The 17954-nt window shown below is 71.6% G+C and carries 11 protein-coding genes; 8 read left to right on the plus strand and 3 right to left on the minus strand.

From position 1 onward, the window contains the following. Nucleotides 1–31 precede the first annotated feature (31 nt). On the plus strand, nucleotides 32–2242 hold the full coding sequence (locus ACIPVB_RS08650) for a glycosyl hydrolase 53 family protein (protein WP_400368273.1): 2211 nt from the start codon (nucleotides 32–34) through the stop codon (nucleotides 2240–2242). Between the two features lie 38 nt (nucleotides 2243–2280). On the opposite strand, the gene rsmI is transcribed toward ACIPVB_RS08650, so the two are convergent. Further along, nucleotides 2281–3099 carry a 16S rRNA (cytidine(1402)-2'-O)-methyltransferase gene (rsmI, locus tag ACIPVB_RS08655; RefSeq protein WP_400368275.1) on the minus strand — a complete coding sequence of 273 codons (819 nt, stop codon included), beginning with the start codon at nucleotides 3097–3099 and terminating at the stop codon, nucleotides 2281–2283. Between the two features lie 23 nt (nucleotides 3100–3122). On the opposite strand from rsmI, the gene ACIPVB_RS08660 reads away from it, so the two are divergent. Next, nucleotides 3123–4694: a dolichyl-phosphate-mannose--protein mannosyltransferase gene (locus ACIPVB_RS08660; protein WP_400368276.1), complete on the plus strand. Its 1572-nt coding sequence runs from the start codon at nucleotides 3123–3125 to the stop codon at nucleotides 4692–4694. Nucleotides 4695–4706: 12 nt separating this feature from the next. Here the strand turns inward: ACIPVB_RS08660 and ACIPVB_RS08665 are convergent, their stop codons facing one another. Beyond that, nucleotides 4707–6524: a thioredoxin domain-containing protein gene (locus ACIPVB_RS08665; protein ID WP_400368277.1), complete on the minus strand. Its 1818-nt coding sequence runs from the start codon at nucleotides 6522–6524 to the stop codon at nucleotides 4707–4709. Between the two features lie 15 nt (nucleotides 6525–6539). After that, complete coding sequence (locus ACIPVB_RS08670; protein WP_400368278.1) at nucleotides 6540–7376, minus strand: aldo/keto reductase; 837 nt, start codon at nucleotides 7374–7376, stop codon at nucleotides 6540–6542. Nucleotides 7377–7550: 174 nt separating this feature from the next. Between ACIPVB_RS08670 and ACIPVB_RS08675 the strand changes: the two genes are divergently transcribed. The 6 genes from ACIPVB_RS08675 to ACIPVB_RS08700 all read left to right on the plus strand — a co-directional run bounded on the left by ACIPVB_RS08675 (nucleotide 7551) and on the right by ACIPVB_RS08700 (nucleotide 17898). Next, complete coding sequence (locus ACIPVB_RS08675) at nucleotides 7551–8399, plus strand: nitrilase-related carbon-nitrogen hydrolase (protein WP_400368280.1); 849 nt, start codon at nucleotides 7551–7553, stop codon at nucleotides 8397–8399. Between the two features lies 1 nt (nucleotide 8400). Beyond that, nucleotides 8401–9837, plus strand: a complete 1437-nt coding sequence (gene hydA, locus ACIPVB_RS08680; RefSeq protein WP_400368281.1) for a dihydropyrimidinase — start codon at nucleotides 8401–8403, stop codon at nucleotides 9835–9837. Nucleotides 9838–9848: 11 nt separating this feature from the next. Next, complete coding sequence (locus tag ACIPVB_RS08685; RefSeq protein WP_400368283.1) at nucleotides 9849–10877, plus strand: TIGR03842 family LLM class F420-dependent oxidoreductase; 1029 nt, start codon at nucleotides 9849–9851, stop codon at nucleotides 10875–10877. Nucleotides 10878–10947: 70 nt separating this feature from the next. After that, nucleotides 10948–12201, plus strand: a complete 1254-nt coding sequence (locus ACIPVB_RS08690; RefSeq protein WP_400368284.1) for an LCP family protein — start codon at nucleotides 10948–10950, stop codon at nucleotides 12199–12201. A gap of 114 nt (nucleotides 12202–12315) precedes the next feature. Beyond that, entirely contained in the window at nucleotides 12316–13476 is a 1161-nt protein-coding gene (locus ACIPVB_RS08695) for a glycoside hydrolase family 3 N-terminal domain-containing protein (protein ID WP_400368285.1), read from the plus strand. A gap of 207 nt (nucleotides 13477–13683) precedes the next feature. After that, nucleotides 13684–17898 carry a DUF3418 domain-containing protein gene (locus ACIPVB_RS08700; protein WP_400368286.1) on the plus strand — a complete coding sequence of 1405 codons (4215 nt, stop codon included), beginning with the start codon at nucleotides 13684–13686 and terminating at the stop codon, nucleotides 17896–17898. The last annotated feature ends 56 nt before the right edge of the window (nucleotides 17899–17954 follow it).

Here is a 17954-nt window from a genome sequence, read left to right on the forward strand (position 1 = left end):
ACCACCCCGTCATCGATCGATGGAGATCCGGATGCCGATACACCCCCGCCCCACGGCCCTCGCGGCCCTGACCCTCGGTGTCGCCCTCGCGGTGGCGCCCCTCACGGCGGCCCGGGCCGCACCCGCCGACGAGCCGGTCGGGGCCGGGATCACCGTCCCGCGCGTCGAGGGACTGGCATCCGACTTCGCCCTCGGCGTCGACGTGTCATCGGTGCTGTCGCTCGAGGAGTCGGGAGTGGTCTTCCGCGACGACGACGGCGCCCCCGCCGACCTGTTCGAGGTGCTCGCCGACCACGGCGTGACCGACGTGCGCGTCCGCGTCTGGAACGACCCGTTCGACGCCGCGGGCCGCGGGTACGGCGGCGGCAATGTCGGCGTGGACCGGGCCGTCGAGATCGGTGAGCGCGCGACCGCTGCCGGGCTCGGTGTCGCGGTCGACTTCCACTACTCCGACTTCTGGGCCGACCCCGCCAAGCAGAAGGCACCGAAGGCCTGGGCGGGGATGGATGCCGCCGAGACCGCCGCCGCGGTCGGGGACTTCACACGCGACGCACTGACGGAGTTCGTCGCCGCCGGCGTCGACGTGGAGCTCGTCCAGGTGGGCAACGAGACCAACGGCGGAGTGGCCGGGGTGACCGGCTGGCCCGACATGGCGCGGGTGTTCTCGGCCGGAGCCGCCGCCGTCCGCGAGGTCACGCCCGACGCCCTCGTGGCCGTGCACGTGACGAACCCCGAGCGCCCCGGCCACTACGCCGCGTACGCCGCAGAGCTGGCGGCGAACCAGGTCGACTACGACGTGTTCGCCTCGTCGTACTACCCGTTCTGGCACGGCACGACCGAGAACCTCACGGCCGTGCTGCGCCAGGTCGCCGACACCTACGACAAGAAGGTCATGGTCGCCGAGACGTCGTGGGTGCGCACGCTCGACGACGCCGACGGTCACCCCAATGTGATCGACGCGGCCTCCGAGGCAGAGGCCTATCCGGTGAGTGTGCAGGGCCAGGCCACGGCGCTGCGCGATGTCGTCCAGGCCGTCGCCGACGTGGGCGACGCCGGCATCGGCGCGTACTACTGGGAGCCCGCGTGGCTCCCCGTGGGCCCGGCCGACCAGCTGGCGCAGAACCGCGTGCTCTGGGAGCGCGACGGCTCGGGTTGGGCGACGAGCTTCGCGGGCGAGTACGACCCCGAGGATGCCGGAGAGTACTTCGGCGGATCGGCGTGGGACAACCAGTCGCTCTTCGACGTCGACGGCACGCCGCTCGAGTCGCTGCGCACGTTCGCCTATGTCCGGACGGGAGCCGTCGCACCCCGGGAGGTCACCGGCGTCGACACCGTGCGCATCGCGGTGACCGCGGGCGACGAGCTCCTCCTGCCCGAACGGGTGACCGTGCGCTTCAGCGACGGTACGAGCGAGGACAGCCCCGTGACCTGGGACGCCGCCCCCGACCTCTCGCAGCCCGGCGTCTACGAGATCGCCGGCGCGACGGCCGACGGCTACGCGGCGCTCGCGGTGGTCACGGTCTCGGCCGAGAACCTGCTGCGCAACCCCGGCTTCGAGGACCCGGACGTCTCGATGTGGACCGTCGAGGGACCCCTCTCTCTCCGTGCGACGGATGACCCGCGCACGGGCGAGCGCTCGGCCCACTTCTTCGCCGCCGAAGCGACGTCGTTCGCCCTCGAGCAGCGCGTCGACGACCTCCCGGCCGGTCGGTACGTCGCCGCCGGAGCGCTGCAGGGTGGCGCGTTCGGCGACGGGACGGCGAGCATCGAGCTGATCTCGGATGCCGACACCTCGGTCGCGCCCTTCACGGCGGGCGGGTGGCGGGTGTGGTCGGAACCGCGCACCGACGAGATCGAGATCGCCGAGGGCGAGAGCCTCACCGTGCGGGTGACCGCCGATCTCCCGACCGACGCGTGGGGCACGATCGACGATCTCGCGCTGGAGCGGGTCGGCGACGGCGCCCCTGCTCCGGAGGAACCGGCCCCCGGCGAACCGACGCCCGAGCCCACGCCCGGCGAACCGACACCCGCACCAACGCCGAGTGAGCCCGCACCGACTCAGCCCGCACCGGCCGAGCCCGCGCCCGGCTCTCCGACGCCGTCGGCCACGCCGCTGCCGACGCACACCACGCGTGGCGACCTGGCCGCGACGGGCACGAGCGTGCCGTTCGGACTGGCCGCGGCGGGTCTGCTGGCCCTCGCCGCCGGCGCCGGCCTCGCCCTGCGTCACCGACGCCGGTGAGGTGCCCCGCGGGGCGGGCCGTCCGGTCCGTCCCGCGGTCAGCGCTTGACCGCGAGCCCCGCCTGGTACAGCTCTCGCGAGGAATGCCCGGTGAGCGACGCCACCTCGGCCGCCGCCTCTTTGAGTCGCGTGCCGGCGCGCACGAGTTCGAGCACCTGGGTCACGGCATCCGGGAACGCCACCTCGCGCGCCGCGGCGCCGCCGACGACGATCGCGATCTCGCCGCGCACACCCTCGGCCGCCCACGCCGCGAGCTCGGCGAGCGTGCCGCGCTTGACCTCTTCGTACAGCTTCGTCAGCTCGCGGCAGACGGCGGCGGGGCGATCGGCACCGAACACGCTCGCGAGGTCGTCGAGAGTGGATGCCAAACGGGACGGCGACTCGAAGAAGACCAGCGTGCGCTGCTCGGACGCCAGCTGCGCGAAGGCCTTGCGGCGCTCGCCGGGCTTGCGGCGCGGGAACCCCTCGAAGGCGAACCGATCGGTGGGAAGCCCCGCGACGGCGAGGGCCGTGACCACGGCGCTGGGTCCGGGAAGGGCGGTGACCGTCACCCCGGCGGCGGCGGCCGCGGCCACCAGGCCGAAACCGGGGTCGCTGACGGTGGGCATGCCCGCGTCGCTGAGCACGAGCAGGTCGTCGTGGCGCGCCAGCTCGACGAGTTCGGCCGCCCGTTCCTTCTCGTTGTGGTCGTGCAGCGCGATCAGACGGGGGCGGTTCTCGACGCCGAGCCCCGCCAGCAGCCGCTGCGTCGTGCGGGTGTCTTCGGCGGCGACGACCGTGGCGTTCTCGAGCGCCTCGATCAGACGCTTCGAGGCATCGCCCAGGTTGCCGATGGGGGTCGCCGCCAGGATGATCACCGTTCCACCTTAGGCTGGGGGCCGTGAGCGCTGCCGTCCCGTCCCTGCTGAGCGCGGCCGAGCCGACGCGCCTCGACCGCTGGCGCGACGCCCTGCTCGCCGATCCCCGGCGCACGCGTCTGTGGCGGTGGCTCGCCCCCGCGATCGTGACACTGGTGGCGGCGGTGCTGCGCCTGATCGACATCGGCGATCCGCACCAGCTCGTCTTCGACGAGACGTACTACGTCAAGGACTCGTGGAGCCAGTGGGTCCTCGGCTACCCCTCGACGTGGCCCGAAGAGACCGATCCGCGCTTCGCCGCGGGTGAGACCGACATCTTCACCGGCATCGGCAGCTACGTCGTGCATCCGCCGCTCGGGCGCATCCTCATCGGTGCCGGAATGGCGGTGCTCGGCCCCGACTCCGCGACCGGGTGGCGCATCTCGGCCGCCCTGTTCGGCACGGCCACCGTGCTGCTGGTCTATCTATTGGCGTGGAGCCTGTCGCAGTCGATCGTGTTCTCGAGCGTGGCATCCGGTCTCATCGCGATCGACGGCCTCGGCATCGTGCTCAGCCGCATCTCGCTGCTCGACGTCTTCCTCACCTTCTTCATCGTGCTGGCGTTCTGGTTCGCGGTGCTCGACCGACGTCGCACGGGCGATCGACTCGACGCCGCGATGGAGAAGCTGCCCGGACACACGCACACCTGGGGCCCGCTGTTGTGGGATCGCCCGTGGCTGCTCGCGGCGGGGGCCGCGGCCGGGGCCGCGACCGCGGTGAAGTGGTCGGGCCTGTACGTGCTCGCCGCGATCGGCGTCTACGCCGTCGTGACCGATGCCCTCGCTCGGCGCCGACAGGGGATCGTGCAATGGCCGATGGATGCCGTCCGCCAGGGCCTGCTGTCGTTCGTCGTGCTCGTTCCCATCAGCGTCGTCGTCTACCTCGCGACCTGGACCGGGTGGCTGTTCACCGACGGCGGGTACATGCGCGAGACCGACCAGAACGCGACCGGGATCTTCGCGTGGGTGCCCACGGCGCTGCAGAACCTGTGGGCGTACCACCGGGAGATGTACGGCTTCCACGTCGGACTCGTCACCCCGCACAGCTACGCCAGTCCCGCGTGGCAGTGGCCGCTGCTGCTGCGTCCGACCTCGATGTACTGGCACCAGGACGATGCCGGGGTCAACGGCTGCACCCTGCCGGCGGGCTGCACCGAGGCGATCTCGAGCATCGCGAACCCCGTCATCTGGTGGGCCGGGATCGCGGCATCCGTGTATCTGCTCGTGCGGTTCGTGATGATCCGGGACTGGCGCTTCGCGGTGGTGCTCACGGGCCTGGCCGCCACCTACGTACCGTGGCTGCTGTACCCCGAGCGGACGATCTTCCAGTTCTACACGGTGGCGATGCTGCCGTTCCTCGTGCTCGCTCTCGCCTTCGCCCTGCAGGACGTCGCCCGCGGGGTGCGCGGCGCGTCACGGCGGAGCGGTCAGGTCATCGTGCTGATCTTCCTGGTGCTGTGCGTGGGGGTGTCGGCGTTCTGGTACCCCGTCTGGGCGGGCCTGCCGGTGCCGTACGAATTCTGGCGCGTGCACAACTGGCTGCCGAGCTGGATCTGAGGCCGGCGCCCGTCACCCCAGCTGCGACGGATCCGTCGTGGGCAGCGCGCAGGTGAACGCGCGGCAGTCGTAGGCCGTCGCCTCGCCGCCCCGCGCGACCTTGCCCGCGAACAACTCGAACCCCGCCTCTGCAAAAGACCGCGCCTGTCCCGGCGAGACGACGGCGACCACGTCCGCCGCCAAGCGCCGGGCGATGTCGGCGATCTCGGCATCGGCCTCGCCCACGACGACCACCTGTCGCGGAGGCGTGGCCAGCCCCACCGCGACGTCGAGGATCGCCCCGTGGGCGAGAGGGGAGGACAGGGCGACGTCGGCGGCCGCGCGGACGAGACGCGCGGCGGCGTCCCGATACCGCTCCCCCGCACCCAGGCGCCACAGATCGAGAGCCGCGGCGGCGAACGCCGACGGCCCCGAGGGCGATGCCCCATCGCTGGGGGTGCCGTGCGCCTGCATGCCCTGCGCGACCAGCACGGGGTCGCCCCCGCCCGGAGGATGGATGCCGTCACCATCGAGGCACTGATCGACCAGCGCCCGCGCGCGTTCGGCGTAGACGACCTCGCCGGTGGCCCGCGCGAGCGCGAGCAGGCCGCGCGCGAGACCGCCGTAGTCCTCGAGCGTGGCGGGGGCGGAGCTGCGCACCTCGTCGAGCGAGGCGCGTCGCAGCGTCCCGTCGTCGGCGACGTTGCTCTCGAGCACCGCATCGGCCGCCCAGCGCGCCGCCTCGACGAATCGGGGATCGGTACGCGTGCCGGCTGCGGCGAGTGCCGCGATCGCGTGGCCGTTCCACCCGGTGACGACTTTGGCGTCGAGGGCGGGCGGGGTCAGTCCCGACCGGTCGGCGGCGAGGTAGTACCCGCCCTCGGTCCGCTGCCCGTCGATGACGGACTCGGAATCCTGGGCCGCGGCGATGCCGCCGCTCGGCAGCTGCAGCACGTCGACGAGGAAGCGGGCGGCGTCGGTGGCGACGGCTTCGTCACCGGCGGCGAGCGCGACCTCGACGAGACCGGCGTTGTCGGTGAGCATCCGCTCGTAGTGCGGCACACTCCAGTCGCGGCGCGTGGCGTAGCGGAAGAAGCCGCCGTCGACCGTGTCGTGCAGGTCGGAGCGCGCCATGGCCGCGAGCGCACGGGATGCCACGCTCGCGGCCTCCGGAGCCTGCTCCGCGAGCGCGGGGTGCTGCAGGAAACGCAGCACGGGGGTGTTGGGGAACTTGGGCGTCTCGAAGGCCGGCCCCGCGGCGAATCCGCCGTCGTCGCGGTCTTCGCGCTGCGCCACCGCGCGAGCGGCCCCGGCGAGCTGGGCGAGGGTCGGCGGGGCGTCGGCGGGGGCCGTGGCCGCGGCGGCGAGGGCGTCGCGGAGCGAGGAGCCGGTGGCATCCACTTCGCTCCGCCGTTCGGTCCACGCCTCGCGGACCGCGGCGAGCACCTGACGGAACGAGGGCTGGGGCGGGCGGGGCTCGGGCGGGAAGTAGGTACCGGCGTAGAACACGCGCCCCTCGGGGCTCGCGAACACCGTGAGCGGCCAGCCCAGGTGCGGGGTGAAGGCCGAGGCGGCGTCGAGGTAGGCGGCGTCCACCTCGGGATGCTCTTCGCGGTCGACCTTGATCGAGACGAATCCGTCGTTCATGACGCGGGCGGTCTCGGGGTCCTGGAACGACTCCCGCGCCATGACGTGGCACCAGTGACAGGTGCTGTACCCGATCGAGACCAGGACGGGAACGTCTCGCTCGGCCGCGAGCGCGAACGCCTCGGCCCCCCACGGGAACCACGCGACGGGATTGTCGGCGTGGGCCCGCAGGTACGGGCTCGAGGCGTTCGCGAGGCGGTTCATGCGCGGGTGCGGCGCTCAGTTGAGGTCGTCGGGGTGCGTGCCCACGCGACCCGAGCCGTCGCCGGGGTCGATGCCGTCGATCGCGGCCATCTCGTCGGCGGTCAGCTCGAAGTCGAACAGGTCGAAGTTCTCTTCGAGGCGCTCTCGGCGCACCGACTTGGGGAACACGATGAAGCCGTGCTGGATGTGCCAGCGCAGAACGGCCTGCGCGGGGCTCTTGCCGTGCGCCTCGGCGGCGTCCTTGACCGCGGGGATCTCGAACAGGTCGTACTTGCCCTGACCCAGCGGACCCCACGACTCGATGTGCATGTCGTGCTCTTGACCCCAGGCGGCGATCTCGCGCTGGCTGAGGGCGGGGTGCAGTTCGATCTGGTCGACCACGGGGGTGACGCCCGTCTCGGCGACGATGCGGTCGAGGTGCGGGACGAGGAAGTTCGACACGCCGATCGAGCGGGTCTTGCCCGCCTCCCGGATCTCGATCATCTTCTGCCAGGCGTGGACGTAGTTGTCGTTCTGGGGGGTCGGCCAATGGATCAGGTACAGATCGACCGCGTCGAGACCCAGCTTCTGCAGGCTCTCGTCGATCGCGGCGTGCGGCTCTTCGCCGTCGTGGCGGTCGTTCCAGAGCTTGGTGGTGACGAAGAGCTCGTCGCGCGAGATACCGCTGGCGGCGATGGCACGGCCGACGCCCTCTTCGTTCTTGTAGATCGCGGCGGTGTCGATGTGACGGTAGCCGACCTCGAGCGCCTCGGATACGGCGCGCTCGGCGTCGTCGGCGGGCACGAGGAACACGCCGTAGCCGAGCTGGGGGATGGAGTTTCCGTCGTTGAGCTGAATGGAGGGAACGGTCATGGCATCCAGCCTAGGAGGGGGCTCCGACGCCCGGACCGGGGCTTGACGGCGCTCCGGCACGGATCTGCCTCTTCTCACGGGCCGCCGCAGACTTTACGGTGGCGACACCGGGTGAAATGGGCGGGAAACCCCGGGGCGGAAAAGTAGCGGAGACCGACAGAGACGAGGATTCCCATGACGACGGTGCGCGCGGCGATCACCCAGACGACCTGGACGGGCGACAAGGAGTCGATGCTCGACAAGCACGAGCAGTTCGCCCGGGATGCCGCGGCGCAGGGAGCCGACGTGCTCTGCTTCCAGGAGTTGTTCTACGGCCCCTACTTCGGCATCACTCAGGACCAGAAGTACTACCGCTACGCCGAGCCCGTCGACGGACCCATCGTGCAGCGCTTCACCGCTCTGGCGAAAGAACTGGGCCTGGTCACGGTGCTCCCCATCTACGAAGAGGCCCAGACCGGGGTGTACTACAACACCGCGGTGCTCGTGGACGCGGACGGCACCGTGCTCGGCCGCTACCGCAAGAACCACATCCCCCACCTCGAGAAGTTCTGGGAGAAGTTCTACTTCCGCCCCGGCAACCTCGGCTACCCCGTCTTCGATACCGCCGTCGGCAAGGTCGGCATGTACATCTGCTACGACCGTCACTTCCCCGAGGGCTGGCGCGAGCTCGGACTGAACGGTGCGCACATGGTGTTCAACCCCAACGCCACCAAGCCCGGTCTGTCCAACCGCCTCTGGGAGGTCGAGGGTCCCTGCGCGGCGGTGGCCAACGGCTACTTCGTCCTGCAGCCCAACCGCGTCGGCCGCGAGGACAACGAGTACGGCGAGGATGCCGTGACCTTCTACGGCACCAGCCAGGTCATCGACCCGCGCGGCAACCACGTCGGCGCCCTCGGCTCGGCCGACCACGAGGAGGTGCTGATCCGCGACCTCGACATGGACCTCGTGCAGCAGATGCGCGACGACTGGCAGTTCTACCGCGACCGCCGGCCCGACACCTATGGCGAGATCGTCGAGGCCTGACATGGCGACCACGCTGATCTCCGGCGGCACCGTCGTCACGGCGACCGGGCGCTCCGCCGCGGATGTCCTTCTCGACGGAGAGACGATCGCCGCCGTGCTGGCGCCCGGGTCCACGCTGCTCGGCCATGACCTGGCGGCATCCGTCGACACCGTCATCGACGCGCGGGGCAAGTACGTCATCCCGGGCGGCATCGACGCGCACACCCACATGCAACTGCCCTTCGGCGGAACCAGCGCCTCGGACACGTTCGAGACCGGTACCCGCGCCGCCGCGTGGGGCGGGACGACGACCATCGTCGACTTCGCGGTGCAGCGCGCCGGCGAGCGCGTGCAGGACGGCCTCGCCCACTGGCACGAGCTCGCGGCGGGCAACTGCGCGATCGACTACGGGTTCCATCAGATCGTCGGAGGGGTGGATGCCGACTCCCTCGCGGCCCTGCCCGGGCTCATCGACGAGGGCATCTCGAGCTTCAAGATGTTCATGGCCTACCCGGGTGTCTTCTACGCCGACGACGCGCAGATCCTGCGGGCGATGCAGGTCGCCGCCGACACGGGGCTGCTGACGATGATGCACGCCGAGAACGGCCCCGTCATCGACGTGCTCGCCGAACAGCTGATCGAGAGGGGGAAGACCTCTGCGTACTTCCACGGCGTCGCCCGCGCGTGGCAGATGGAGGAGGAGGCCACGCACCGCGCGATCATGCTGTCGCACCTCACCGGCGCTCCCCTCTACGTCGTGCACGTCAGCGCCAAGCAGGCCGTCGCGCAGCTCGCGTGGGCCCGCGACAACGGGCAGAACGTCTTCGGCGAGACGTGCCCGCAGTACCTCTATCTCTCGCTCGAAGACCAGCTCGGCGCGTCGAGCGAGGAGTGGGGCGACTTCGAGGGCGCGAAGTGGGTGTGCTCCACGCCGCTGCGCTCGAAGCACGAGGGTCACCAGCACCACATGTGGCAGGCGCTGCGCACCAACGACATCCAGATGGTCTCCACCGACCACTGCCCGTTCTGCATGAAGGACCAGAAGACGCTCGGACAGGGCGACTTCCGGGCGATCCCGAACGGCATCGGCTCGGTCGAGCACCGCATGGACCTCATGTACCAGGGCGTCGTGACCGGGCAGATCACGCTCGAGCGCTGGGTCGAGCTGACCAGCACCACCCCGGCGCGCATGTTCGGCATGTACGGCAAGAAGGGCGTCATCGCCCCGGGAGCGGATGCCGACATCGTCGTGTACGACCCGGCCGGGCACACGTCGATCGGGGTGGACAAGACCCACCACATGAACATGGACCACTCCGCGTGGGAGGGCTTCGAGATCGACGGGCACGTCGACACCGTCCTCTCGCGCGGAAAGGTCGTCGTGGACGCGGGCTCCTACCTCGGCACTCCCGGTGACGGGAAGTTCGTCCGGCGCGGCCTGAGCCAGTACCTGGTCTGAGAGGGGAACCCATGGATTTCGGCGTCGTCCTGCAGACCAATCCACCCGCCGCCCGCACGGTGCAGCTCGCGCAGCTGGCCGAGGCGCACGGCTTCAGCCACGCGTGGACCTTCGACTCGCACCTGCTCTGGCAGGAGCCCTACGTCATCCACTCGGCGATCCTGGCCGCCACCCGCCGGATCACGGTCGGACCGTTCGTGACGAACCCCGCGACCCGCGACTGGACGGTCACGGCATCCACCTTCGCCACCCTCAACGAGATGTACGGCAATCGCACCATCTGCGGAATCGGGCGCGGCGACTCGGCGGTGCGCGTGACGAATGGACGCCCCACCTCGCTCGCCGCCCTGCGCGAATCGATCCACGTCATCCGCGAGCTCGGCAACTCGCGCCCCGTGGAGTACAACGGCGCGACGCTGCAGTTCCCGTGGAGTCGCGGATCCCGGCTCGACGTCTGGGTCGCGGCGTACGGCCCCCTGGCGCTGAAGCTGGCCGGCGAGGTGGGCGACGGCTTCATCCTGCAGCTGGCCGACGTCGACATCGCGGAGTGGATGATCACGACGGTCCGCCGCGCCGCCGAGAACGTCGGGCGCGACCCCGACGACATCGCGTTCTGCGTCGCCGCCCCCATGTACATCGGCGAGGACACCCCTGCGTCGCGCGCCCACATGATCGAGCAGTGCCGCTGGTTCGGCGGGATGGTGGGCAACCACGTCGCCGACATCGTGTCGAAGTACGGTGCAGGCTCCGACGTCCCCGCCGCGCTCACCGACTACATCTCGGGACGCACCGGGTACGACTACAACTCGCACGGCAGGAGCACCAACGACCACGTCGACTTCGTCCCGGACGACATCGTGGAGCGGTTCTGCGTGCTCGGCACCGCCGAGGAGCACATCGCCAAGCTCGACAAGCTGCGCGCACTGGGTGCGACCCAGTTCGCCGGCTACCTGCAGCACGACAACAAAGACGAGACCATGCGGGTCTACGGCGAGACCGTGATCCCCGCGCTCACTCCCCCGGTCGTCGCGAAACGATGACGGCCGCCCGCCCCGTGTCCCGCTGGCGGGCCCTCGGCCGACTCCCACACGGTCGTGGTTGACTTCACCCATGACGCAGCCCCCCACCCGGCACGCACACCGCCCCCCGGTCTCGGCCTGGCGGCGCGGCGCAAAGCTGCTGGCGATCGTCGTCACCGTGGCGGTCGTCGCCGGGGTCTCGGTGGCCGGGTTCTACGCCTTCTCGCTCACGCAGACCCTGAGAGAAGCGGCCGTCCCCCTCAAGGACGCCCCCGCCGCGCCCCCGGCCCTGAGCACCTACGACGATCCGTTCGCGGTGCTCGTGGTCGGCACCGACGAGTGCGACGACGTCGTCTCGGCCGCGTTCGGCGAACGCTGCTCCGACCCCGAGAACGAGGGCACCCGCAACGACGTCAACATGCTCGTGCACGTGTCGACCAACCCCCGGCGCGTGACGGTGGTGTCCTTCCCCCGCGACCTGCAGGTCGAGATCCCCGAGTGCACCGCGGCCGACGGTACGCCCTTCCCGGGCGCCTTCAAAGCCTCGATCAACACCGCGTACGAGGCCGGCGGGCTCACCTGCGTCGCCGACACCGTGTCCGAGCTGAGCGGGCAGAGCATCCCCTTCGCCGCCAAAGTCAGCTTCGGCAACGTGGTCAACATCACCGACGCGATCGGCGGCGTCGAGGTGTGCATCGGCGGCGACGGTATCGACGACCCCGATGCCGGCATCCAATGGGAACCGGGGACCCGCGTCGTGAAGGGCTTCGACGCCCTCGCATTCCTGCGCACCCGCAAGGGCATCGGCGACGGCAGCGACCTGGGCCGCATCGGCAACCAGCAGCAATACCTCTCGCGACTCATGAACAAGCTGCGCAGCGACGAGGTGCTCGCCAACCCCGGCACGCTGCTCAACCTCGCCAGCACCGCCGTGCGCAACATCGAGCCGAGCGAGAGCCTGGCCGACCCCGTACGCATCGCGCAGCTCGCGTACACGCTCAAGGACGTGCCGTTCGACGACATCACCTTCGTGCAGTTCCCCGTCGTCGACGACCCCTCCGACGCCAACCGCGTCGTTCCGGACGAGGCATCCGCCGAGGTGCTCTGGCAGGCCCTGGCCGCAAACGCGCCCCTCGCCCTCACCGGTGACGCGGGTCGCGGAGTGGTCGCCGACCCCTCGGTCCCCACCCCCGCGCCGACCGAGAGCGCGAGTGACGAGGCGACCCCGGTCCCGGATGCCAGCGCCGCCCCCGATGCGAGCGCGGCGCCCGACGTGGTGGAGCTGCCCGAGAACATCAACGGCAGCAAGGCCGACCAGGCGACCTGCTCCAACGGCCTCGGCTGAGCACGTCGGCAGAAGGAGCCGCCGGTGCGGGACGGGTCTGGGGTGGCCCGCCGCGGACCCCGCGCCCGCGACGGCGGTGACCGGACGTCCAGACTGGTGCGGCACCATCGTGGGGTGAAGACCGCTCCCCGCTTCTCGGCCCTGGCGCTGCTCTGCGCTCTGGCGCTCGCCGGGTGCGCGCCGTCCGGTGCCGTCCCGAGCGCCTCGCCCACTCCCCCTCCCACCCCGACGGCGACCCCCACTCCCACCGCGACACCGGACCCGCTGGCCGCGATGAGCCTCGGCGACAAGGTCGGGCAGCTGTTCATGGTCGGCACCCCCGTCGAGGGCGCGGACCCCACGACCCTCGCCGCGGTGCGCGACGACCACATCGGCGGGGTGTTCCTGCACGGTCGCTCCGACGCCGGAGCGGCGGCGATCGCCGAGCTCGTGCGCGGGTTCACCTCGGCCGCCCCCGCGGACGGCCCCCCGCTGTGGGTCGCGACCGATCAGGAGGGCGGGACGGTCCAGGTGCTCTCCGGTCCCGGCTTCGACGACATCCCCTCCGCCGTCGACCAGGCCGCGCAGGACGACGCCGCCCTGCGTGCGAGCGCGGCGGCCTGGGCGGGACAGCTCGCCGCCGCGGGGGTCACGATGAACCTCGGCCCCGTCGCCGACGTCGTGTCGAGCCCCGAGTCCGCGGCATCCAATCCCCCGATCGGCGCGCTCGCCCGCGAGTACGGCTACGACCAGGCCACGGTCGCGGCGAAGGCGGGCGCGTTCGCCGCGGGCATGCGCGACGGGGGCGTGCTGCCGACGCTCAAGCACTTCCCGGGGCTCGGGAGAGTGGATGACAACACCGACTACTCCACCGGCGTCACCGACCAGGTGGTCACCGCGGACGGGCCCGACGTGGGCGTGTACGCCTCGGTGCTCGCCCAGGGCGACGCGGTCGTGATGATGTCGACGGCCGACTACGCCCTCATCGACCCCGGGGTGCCGGCGGCGTTCTCGCCCGCGGTGGTCGGGGTGCTGCGCGAGGGCCTGGGCTTCGACGGCGTGATCACGGTCGATGACCTGTCGGCAGCCGACCAGGTCGAGGTCTACTCCCCCGCCGACCGCGCGACCCTCGCCATCGACGCCGGGGTGGACCTGCTGCTCGTGTCGGCCGACCCGTCGGTCTATCCCGAGATGCACCAGGCCGTGCTCGCGCGGGCCGAGGCGGACCCCGCCTTCGCGGAGAAGGTGGATGCCGCGGTGCGCCGCGTGCTCGACGCCAAGGCGGCGATGCCCTAGGGGCCGCAGGCCCACCGCCGCGCAGGCGCCCCGGCGTGTGGCGGCGCGCGGCAGGAGTGCCCCGGCACACGCAGGCGTCGATAAACGCTATTCGCGTCGAAACACGGTGCGGCACGGCGTGTTTCGACACCGATAGCGTTTATCGACGGGGGGGGGGTGACCGGCGGGGCGCCGCGCGGCGGTGCCGCCGGGATAAACTGGAAGGCTGTGTCCGTCGAACCCGTCATCGTCTACCCGCCCGAGCTGCCCGTCAGCGCGGCCCGGGACGAGATCGCGCGCGCCATCCGCGACCACCAGGTCGTGATCGTCGCGGGCGCGACCGGCTCGGGCAAGACCACCCAGCTGCCGAAAATCTGCCTCGAGCTCGGGCGCACGTCCATCGCGCATACGCAGCCGCGCCGCATCGCCGCCCGCACCATCGCGGAGCGCATCGCCGAAGAGATGCAGGTGCCCCTCGGCTCGACCGTCGGGTACAAGGTGCGCTTCACCGACAAGGTGTCGGCCGACACGCGCGTGGCGCTGGTGACCGACGGCATCCTGCTCAACGAGATCCACCGCGACCGACTGTTGCGCCGCTACGACACGATCATCGTCGACGAGGCGCACGAGCGCTCGCTGAACATCGACTTCCTGCTCGGCTACCTGCGGCGCATCCTGCCGAAGCGCCCCGACCTCAAGGTGATCGTCACCTCGGCCACGATCGATCCCGAGAGCTTCGCCCGGCACTTCGCCGCCGCCCCGGCCGCGCCGGGCGGAGAGCCGACGCCGGCGCCGGTGATCGAGGTGTCGGGCCGGACGTACCCGGTCGAGATCCGGTACCGGCCGCTGGACGGCGGCGACGACGCGAGCGAGACTCCGGAGATCGCGGACACCGACGACCTCGACGCCCCGGCATCCCGCGGGCGCGGCGCGGCGAGGCCGCAGAAAGCCAGGAGTTCTGCACGGCCCGCCGCCCAGCCCGGCCGCGACGGCGACGACGCCGACGAGGTCGGCGCGGTCGTGCGGGCTCTGCGCGAGCTCGATCGCGAGCCGGCGGGCGACGTGCTCGTGTTCTTCCCCGGCGAGGCCGAGATCCGCGACGCGGCGGATGCCATCCGCGGGGCCTACCAGAAAGACGCCGCCCCCACCGAGGTGCTGCCGCTGTACGGGCGCCTGTCCGCCGCCGAGCAGCATCGCGTGTTCGAGCGCTCCACGGTCGCGGGAGTACGCCGCCGCGTCATCCTCGCCACCAACGTCGCCGAGACGAGCCTCACCGTCCCCGGCATCCGCTACGTCGTCGACACCGGTACCGCGCGCATCTCGCGCTACAGCAACCGCTCGAAGATCCAACGCCTGCCGATCGAGGCGGTCTCGCAGGCGTCGGCGCAGCAGCGCTCGGGTCGCGCCGGGCGCACCTCTCCCGGCGTCGCGATCCGGCTCTACTCCGAGGACGACTTCACCCGTCGCCCCGAGTACACCGAGCCCGAGATCCTGCGCACATCCCTGGCATCCGTCATCCTGCAGATGCTGTCGCTCGGTTTCGGCGACATCCAGGCCTTCCCGTTCCTGACCCCGCCGGACTCGCGCGGTGTGAAGGCCGCGTTCGATCTGCTCGTCGAGCTGGGTGCGGTGAAGCTGCCGGCGCCGGGTTCGCAGCGGCGCGACCCCCGGGACGACGGCGATCCCTCGCGGCGGCGCGGCGGGCGCGGTGACGAGCACGGCCCCCGTCTCACCGAGATCGGTCGCGAGATCGCACGGCTGCCGATCGACCCGCGTTTCGCCCGCATGCTCATCGAGGCGCGCCGCAACGACGTGCAGCCCGAAGTGCTCGCGATCGTGTCCGGCATGTCGATCCAGGACGTGCGCGAACGCCCCGAGGAGCGCCGCGAGGAGGCCGACCGGTTCCACGCTCGTTTCACCGACCCGACCAGCGACTTCTTATCGCTGCTGAACCTGTGGGACTACCTGCAGCAGAAGCAGGCCGAGCTCGGCTCGAGCGCGTTCCGGCGCCTGTGCCGCAGCGAGCACCTGAACTACGTGCGCGTGCGCGAGTGGATGGACGTCCACCGCCAGCTGCGGTCGCTCGGGGCGGATCGCGGCGACAGCGGGCGCGGCGACGGCGGGCGCGGCTCGAAGAACCCCGTCACGCCCATGGCTGGTTCGGACCCCTCCCGTCCGCAGAAGTTGGGGCGCCCACCGAGGGAAGTGGGACGAGGGTCGTCCGACGACGCCCCCGAGGGCCATGCCGCGGGGGATGCCATCCACCGGGCGATCCTGTCCGGACTGCTGTCGCACCTCGGCATCCTGGATCCGCGCACCATGGCGCAGACGAAGGACCGCAAAGCCCCCGGCGATGCCCGCCCGACGAAGGGCGAGTACATCGGCGCGCGCGGCGCGCGGTTCGCGATCTTCCCCGGGTCGGGGCTGAAGAAGAAGCGCCCCTCGGCCGTGATGGCCGCCGAGCTCGTCGAGACCTCGCGCCTGTTCGCCCGCACGGTCGCCGCCGTCGATCCGGCGTGGGCCGAGGACCTCGCCCCCGATCTCGTCAAACGGTCGTTGAGCGAGCCGCACTGGTCGAAGGATGCCGGCTCCGCCGCCGCCTACGAGAAGGTCACCCTGTTCGGGGTCGAGCTCGTCGGCCGCCGCCGCGTGCAGCTCGCTCGGTTCGATCGTCCGCTCGCGCGCGAGATGTTCGTGCGTCACGCGCTCGTCGAGGGCGAGTGGGACCCCTCGGTGCTCGACAAGCGTCTGACGGCGTTCCTGCGCCGCAACCAGGAGCAGCGTCGCCTTCTCGAGAAGATCGAGGAGCGGGAGCGCCGCCGCGACATCCTCGTCGGCGACGAGGCGGTGTTCGCGTTCTACAACGCCCGCATCCCCGCCGACGTCACCGACGTGCGCTCGTTCGAGACCTGGTGGAGGGATGCCGCGAACCGCACGCCCCACCTGCTCGACCTGCGCGAGTCCGACCTCACCGGAGACCGCGCCCAGGGCGACGACCGGGCGTTCCCCGCCCGATGGCGGCAGGGCGACCAGACCCTCAACCTGGCCTACCGCTTCGAACCGGGCGCCCCCGACGACGGCGTGACGGTCGTCGTCCCGCTGCCGCTGCTCGCGCAGTTGCGCCCGGACGGCTTCGACTGGCAGGTTCCGGGTATGCGCGACGAGCTCGTCACCGCGCTGTTGCGCGCCCTTCCCAAGACCATCCGCCGCAACGTGGTACCCGCGGCCGACTGGGCCGAGAAGTTCTCGGCCGAGCTCGCCGAGAAGGGCCCCGAGCACGCGGGCGGCCTCCCCGGGACGACGCTCGTCGACGCCCTCGCCGCGCTCGTGCAGCGTGTGGCGAACCAGCGCGTGAGCGCGGCGGACTTCGAGCTCGAGCGGGTTCCCGGGCACCTCATGCCCTCGTTCCGCGCGGTCGACGCCCGTGGCCGCGCCGTGGGCAGCGACCGCGACCTCGGCGCCCTGCAGCGCCGCCTCGCCGATCGGGCGCGCACAAGCGTCGAGTCGGCCGTCACGCGCGAGCGGCCCGCCTCGCGCTCCGCCGCGTCGGTCGCCCAGGCCTCGCCCGCCTTCGCCTCGCGCACGAAGTTGACGACGTGGGACCTCGACGAGCTCACCGAGGTCGTCGACACCCCCGTCGCCGGTGGTGTGGTGCGCGGCTACCCGGCGCTCGTCGACGAGGGCGACAGCGTCGCCCTGCGGGTCGAGGCCACCCCCGAGGACGCCGCGCGCCACACCCGCGCCGGCATCCGCCGCCTTCTGCTGCTGGCCGTGCCCTCGCCCGCGACGTACGTGCTCGACCACCTCACCGCGAACGAGAAGCTCGCCCTCGCGGCATCCCCCTACCAGAACGCCAAGGCGCTCATCGAGGACGCGCGCGTCGCCCTGGCCGACGATGTCCTGCTGCGCGAGGCACCGAGCGGCGTGGTGCGCAGGAGGGCGGACTTCGAACGGGTCCGCGACGCGTACTCGGCGGCATCCGTGGATCGCACCTTCCAGACCGTCTCTCTCGCCGCGCGGATCCTGCTCGCCCAACGCGAGGTGGACCGCGCCATGAAGGACGCCTCGTCGATCACGCTGCTCGGCGCCCTCAACGACGTGCGGGGCCAGGTGAAGGGGCTGATCTTCCCGGGGTTCGTGTCGCGGTCGGGTCTCGCGCGCCTACAGCATCTGCCGCGCTACCTCGCCGGGGCGCTCGAGCGGGTGAAGACCCTGTCTGACAACCCCGGCCGCGACCGGCAGAGGATGACCGAGTACGAGCGCGCGGCGGCCGGGTTCGTCGACGCCGGGGGTGCCGTGCCCCTGCCGGCCGATGCCGCGGCGAACCTGGTGCAGACGCGGTGGCTGCTCGAGGAGCTGCGCGTGAGCCTGTTCGCCCAGCGCCTGGGCACGGCTGAGCCCGTCTCGCCCCAGCGCATCGCGAAGGCTCTGAAGGGCGTGTGACCCGTCCCGGCGCCGCCCGCGCGCGTCGCCGAGATCTGTCGCTTCCGGGCATGCCC

The sequence above is a fragment of the Microbacterium sp. NPDC090007 genome (genome assembly GCF_044748345.1).
GTDB lineage: Bacteria > Actinomycetota > Actinomycetes > Actinomycetales > Microbacteriaceae > Microbacterium.

What these genes read in the sequence shown, in the direction of transcription:
- ACIPVB_RS08650 (WP_400368273.1), top strand. Translation starts at nt 32, where the DNA reads ATGCCGATACACCCCCGCCCCACGGCCCTCGCGGCCCTGACCCTCGGT.
- ACIPVB_RS08665 (WP_400368277.1), bottom strand. Translation starts at nt 6,524, where the DNA reads ATGAACCGCCTCGCGAACGCCTCGAGCCCGTACCTGCGGGCCCACGCC.
- ACIPVB_RS08670 (WP_400368278.1), bottom strand. Translation starts at nt 7,376, where the DNA reads ATGACCGTTCCCTCCATTCAGCTCAACGACGGAAACTCCATCCCCCAG.
- ACIPVB_RS08675 (WP_400368280.1), top strand. Translation starts at nt 7,551, where the DNA reads ATGACGACGGTGCGCGCGGCGATCACCCAGACGACCTGGACGGGCGAC.
- hydA (WP_400368281.1), top strand. Translation starts at nt 8,401, where the DNA reads ATGGCGACCACGCTGATCTCCGGCGGCACCGTCGTCACGGCGACCGGG.
- ACIPVB_RS08685 (WP_400368283.1), top strand. Translation starts at nt 9,849, where the DNA reads ATGGATTTCGGCGTCGTCCTGCAGACCAATCCACCCGCCGCCCGCACG.
- ACIPVB_RS08690 (WP_400368284.1), top strand. Translation starts at nt 10,948, where the DNA reads ATGACGCAGCCCCCCACCCGGCACGCACACCGCCCCCCGGTCTCGGCC.